Source organism: Terrabacter sp. P5_B1 (assembly GCF_056400505.1).
The window spans coordinates 1-3,720 of sequence record NZ_JBFULD010000380.1 but is presented as its reverse complement, the minus strand read 5'-3'; the positions used below and the strand labels follow the sequence as shown (position 1 = coordinate 3,720).

Annotated in this window: 3 protein-coding genes; 1 reads left to right on the top strand and 2 read right to left on the bottom strand. The window is 70.9% G+C overall.

Annotated features, from left to right (window positions below; all coding sequences use genetic code 11):
- Positions 1–557, bottom strand: a 557-nt coding sequence (gene hrcA, locus AC1DP0_RS19535) for a heat-inducible transcriptional repressor HrcA (RefSeq protein WP_478087751.1), incomplete at its 3' end; no start/stop codon positions are given.
- A gap of 249 nt (positions 558–806) precedes the next feature.
- Between hrcA and AC1DP0_RS19530 the strand changes: the two genes are divergently transcribed.
- A complete protein-coding gene (locus AC1DP0_RS19530) occupies positions 807–1,697 on the top strand; it encodes a DUF3097 domain-containing protein (RefSeq protein ID WP_478087755.1) in 891 nt (296 codons plus the stop codon).
- Between the two features lie 51 nt (positions 1,698–1,748).
- Here AC1DP0_RS19530 and AC1DP0_RS19525 read toward each other — a convergent pair whose 3' ends face one another.
- Complete coding sequence (locus AC1DP0_RS19525) at positions 1,749–3,443, bottom strand: CHAP domain-containing protein (RefSeq protein WP_478087748.1); 1,695 nt, start codon at positions 3,441–3,443, stop codon at positions 1,749–1,751.
- Between the last annotated feature and the right edge of the window lie 277 nt (positions 3,444–3,720).

Below are 3,720 nucleotides of genomic sequence, written 5' to 3'. Positions count from 1 at the left end.
TCGTTGATGCGTGACCGGATCGAGGCGACCAGCGCCTCACCGGTCGCGTCCGACAGGACGCGTCCGGTGTCGACGACACGCTGCTCGACACGGCCGGTGTTGACGATGAGGACGATCATCAGGTGCGACGAGCCCATCGGGACGAGCTCGATGTGGCGGACCGTCGACCGGGTCAGCGAGGGGTACTGGACGACCGCGACCTGACGGGTCAGGCTCGCGAGCAGACGCACCGTGCGGTCGACGACGTCGTCGAGGTCGACAGCGCCCTGGAGGAACTGGCCGATGGCGCGGCGCTCCCCCTGCCCCAGGGGCTTGACCGCGCTGAGCCGGTCGACGAACACCCGGTAACCCGCGTCGGTGGGCACCCGCCCGGCCGACGTGTGCGGCGCGTGGATCAGGCCCTCCTCCTCGAGCAGGGCCATGTCGTTGCGCACCGTCGCGGCGCTGACCCCGAGGTGGTGGCGCTCGACGAGCGCCTTGCTCCCGACCGGCTCGGAGGTCTGGACGTAGTCCTGCACGATCGCGCGCAGCACCATCAACCTACGGTCCTCGCTCATCGTCCCTCCTTCACGGGTCTGGCACGGGTCTGGCACGGGTCTGGCACGGTCAGGCACAGGTCTGACGCCGATCTGGCACTCTCGATCGACGAGTGCCAAGTCTACGTCGTGCCCCGCCGATCTCCGACTCCATCCACCGTAGGCGCCGCCCGGCTGCGTCGGGAACCTCCCCGCCACCGGTGGCATTCGGCGCCTCGGCCGGCGCCCGCGTGGCGTGCGCGCGGCGGCACACCCCACGGCATACCCTCGATTGTCGTGTCCCCCAACGATCGCTACGGATCAGACGTGCTGAGCGGTGACTGGCGTGCCCCGAGGCGCGGCCGGTCCACCCCGATTTCCGCCGAGGCCGACCTCGTCGTCGAGGACGTCGAGACGGGCTGGGTCGGCGCCGTGGTCCGCGTCGAGAAGGCGGGCGGCATGCACGTCGTGCACCTCGAGGACCGTCGCGGACGCACCAAGGCGTTCCCGCTCGGCCCCGGGTTCCTCGTCGACGGGGCCCCGGTGACGCTCACTCCACCGCAGGCTGCTGCGGCGACAGCCCTCGCCGACGCGCGGCGCGCGGCCTCGCGAACCGCGAGCGGCTCCGTGGCGGTCGAGGGCGCCCGTGCCCGGGTGGCGAGCGGCTCGCGCATCTACGTCGAGGGGCGGCACGACGCCGAGCTCGTCGAGAAGGTATGGGGCGACGACCTGCGCGTCGAGGGCGTCGTCGTCGAGCTCATGGACGGCGTGGACGACCTCGCCGGCATCATCACCGAGTTCGAGCCCGGCCCCGGGCGCCGGCTCGGTGTCCTCGTCGACCACCTCGTGCCGGGCACGAAGGAGGCGCGCATCGTCGAGCAGGCGCGGGCGCTGCCCGGCCTCGCCCGGCACGTCAAGATCCTCGGCCACCCCTACGTCGACGTGTGGCAGTCCGTGCGCCCCGAGCGCCTGGGCTGGCAGCAGTGGCCGGTCATCCCGCGGGGCACCTCGTGGAAGCACGGCATCTGCGCCGAGCTCGGGTGGGCGCACGCGAGCCAGGCCGACATCGCACGCGCGTGGAAGCGCATCCTCGGGACGGTGCGCTCCTACGCGGACCTCGAGCCGACCCTCCTCGCGAGCGTCGAGGAGCTCATCGACTTCGTGACCGAGCCGGTCGACTGAGGGAGGGGCAGCGACGGCCTCTGCCCACGGCCCGTCGCTGCCTCCCCCGAGCTACTGGATGAGGTAACCCTGGACGTCGGCGACCACCTGAGTGCTCTTGTCGACGTAGATGTCGACGTAGCCGTCGCTGCTCGGTGTGACGACGGCGGTGTTGGCGATCGTCTGGCCAGCGACGTAGTTGACGTTGGACGTGGTGGGGCGAACGCTCCCGGAGGGATAGGCCGTGAGAAAGCCGGCTTGTTGCGGCCCGGTGACCGCGATGGTGAGCACCACCGAACGGACCCCGGCCAACGGGACGCCACCTCGCCCAGCCACCTTGAGGCGCACGACGCTCGCCGCGTCGACCGGGCCGCTGGAGACGACCCCGGCGCCGGAGCGCGTGTCGAGCAGCCGGGCCGGTGCCAAGCCGCGGTAGTCCGCACCGGACGGGTACCACCCGACGACATCCACGACGACGTCGGTGGCGGCAGACGTCCGGATGCTCACGCGGCCGTTGCTGCCGACCTTGGCGAAGACAAGGCCCGAGATCGACCTTCCCGTGGAGAAGTTGAGCGATGACGAGGTGGGGGCGGCCGAGGCCGCGGGCCAGACTGCGAGGTTGCCGTCCTTGGTCGGTCGCGCGGCCGTCACGTTGAGCAGCACGGAGTCGACACCCGACGGCGGGACCACGGAGGTTCCGGTGACCGCGAGGTCGATGCGGCCGCCCGGCACGAGGCGGCCCGTCGGCGCTCCCAGCCCGTATCTCGTGTCCAGGATCCGTTTCGGAGTGGTCGTCGAGAGGTTTCCGAACGCCGGATACCAGCCCACGATGTCCACGAGGGCGTCGGTTGTCTGGCTCACCTCGAGGCGGATGCGCCCGTCGCTCCCGACTCCGACGACAGCCTGGTTGGCAACCACGTCCCCCGCGTCGAAGTTGAGGGTCGAGGAGGCGGCCGGCGAGCTGCCCGACGGGTAGGCCAGGAGCCAGCCTGCCGCCCTGGGTCGAACCGCCGTCACGTTGACGACGACGGCACCCACGGCAGTCCGTGGCAGCCCCGCCTTGCCGTTCACGAGGATGCTGGTGACGCTTCCGCTCGCAAGCGGGCCACTTGCCCCGAGCGAGGTTCTCGTGTCGACGATCCGCGTCGGCGTCACCGGCCGGTACCGCGGGTAGGTGGCAGGAGCACTGACGGCAGGTCCCAGGTCACGCAGGTGGATGAAACCGTCCGGCCACAGCCCTCCCGACCGGGTGACCGTGCGCCACCTGAAGTCGCCGCCCCAGTTGTCCTCCGAGATGACGATCTGGTTCGCGGAGACGACCTTCTCGACGTAGGCGACGTGGCCGGTGCCGGAGAAGGACTGTCCCCACCAAGCCACCGAGCCGACCGCCGGCGCGTCGTCGGTCTGGGTCGCGAACGCAGACCCCCAGTTGTAGGCGTTGCCGCTCAGCTGGCTGGGCCGCTTGTTCAGCAAGCCGTTGGTGACGAGTCGGTACGCGACGTGGTTGGTGCAGTTGTGGCCCGTCGACTGGCTCCAGTAGCTCGTGCTGCTGTGGTCCTTGTAGCCGGCGTTCGAGTAGCCGGCAGCGGCGCAGGCGTCGTAGCCCGTGCACAGCACGCTCCACTCGTAGGACCGCGCCGGACCGGCGAGACCGACCGTGGAGACCAGCACCGCCAGTGCGGTGAGCAGCAGGGCGAGGGGTCGGCGGACGCGCGGTCTGCGCGCGACGGCCGTGCCGTCGGCCGCGAGCGAGATGGCCAAGGGCATGTCGATCTCCAGGAGTTGCGGGCGGGTGATCCGCAATCTAGGACATACCTGCCGTTAGCGCTCCCCGAGTCGCAAATCACACAGGAAGGACAAAGTAGTCGCCTCTTCGCACCGCCCCCGGCGGTGCGGACACCTCACGTCATCCCAGCGGCGGCGGCGCGGGGCTGCGACGTCGGCGGCCGGGGACGGCGACGCGGGCGACGACCTGTTGTTTGAGCGCCGTGAACGGCGGCCGGACCCAGACCGTCGTGTCGGGACGCGTCGGCATCGACAGCAC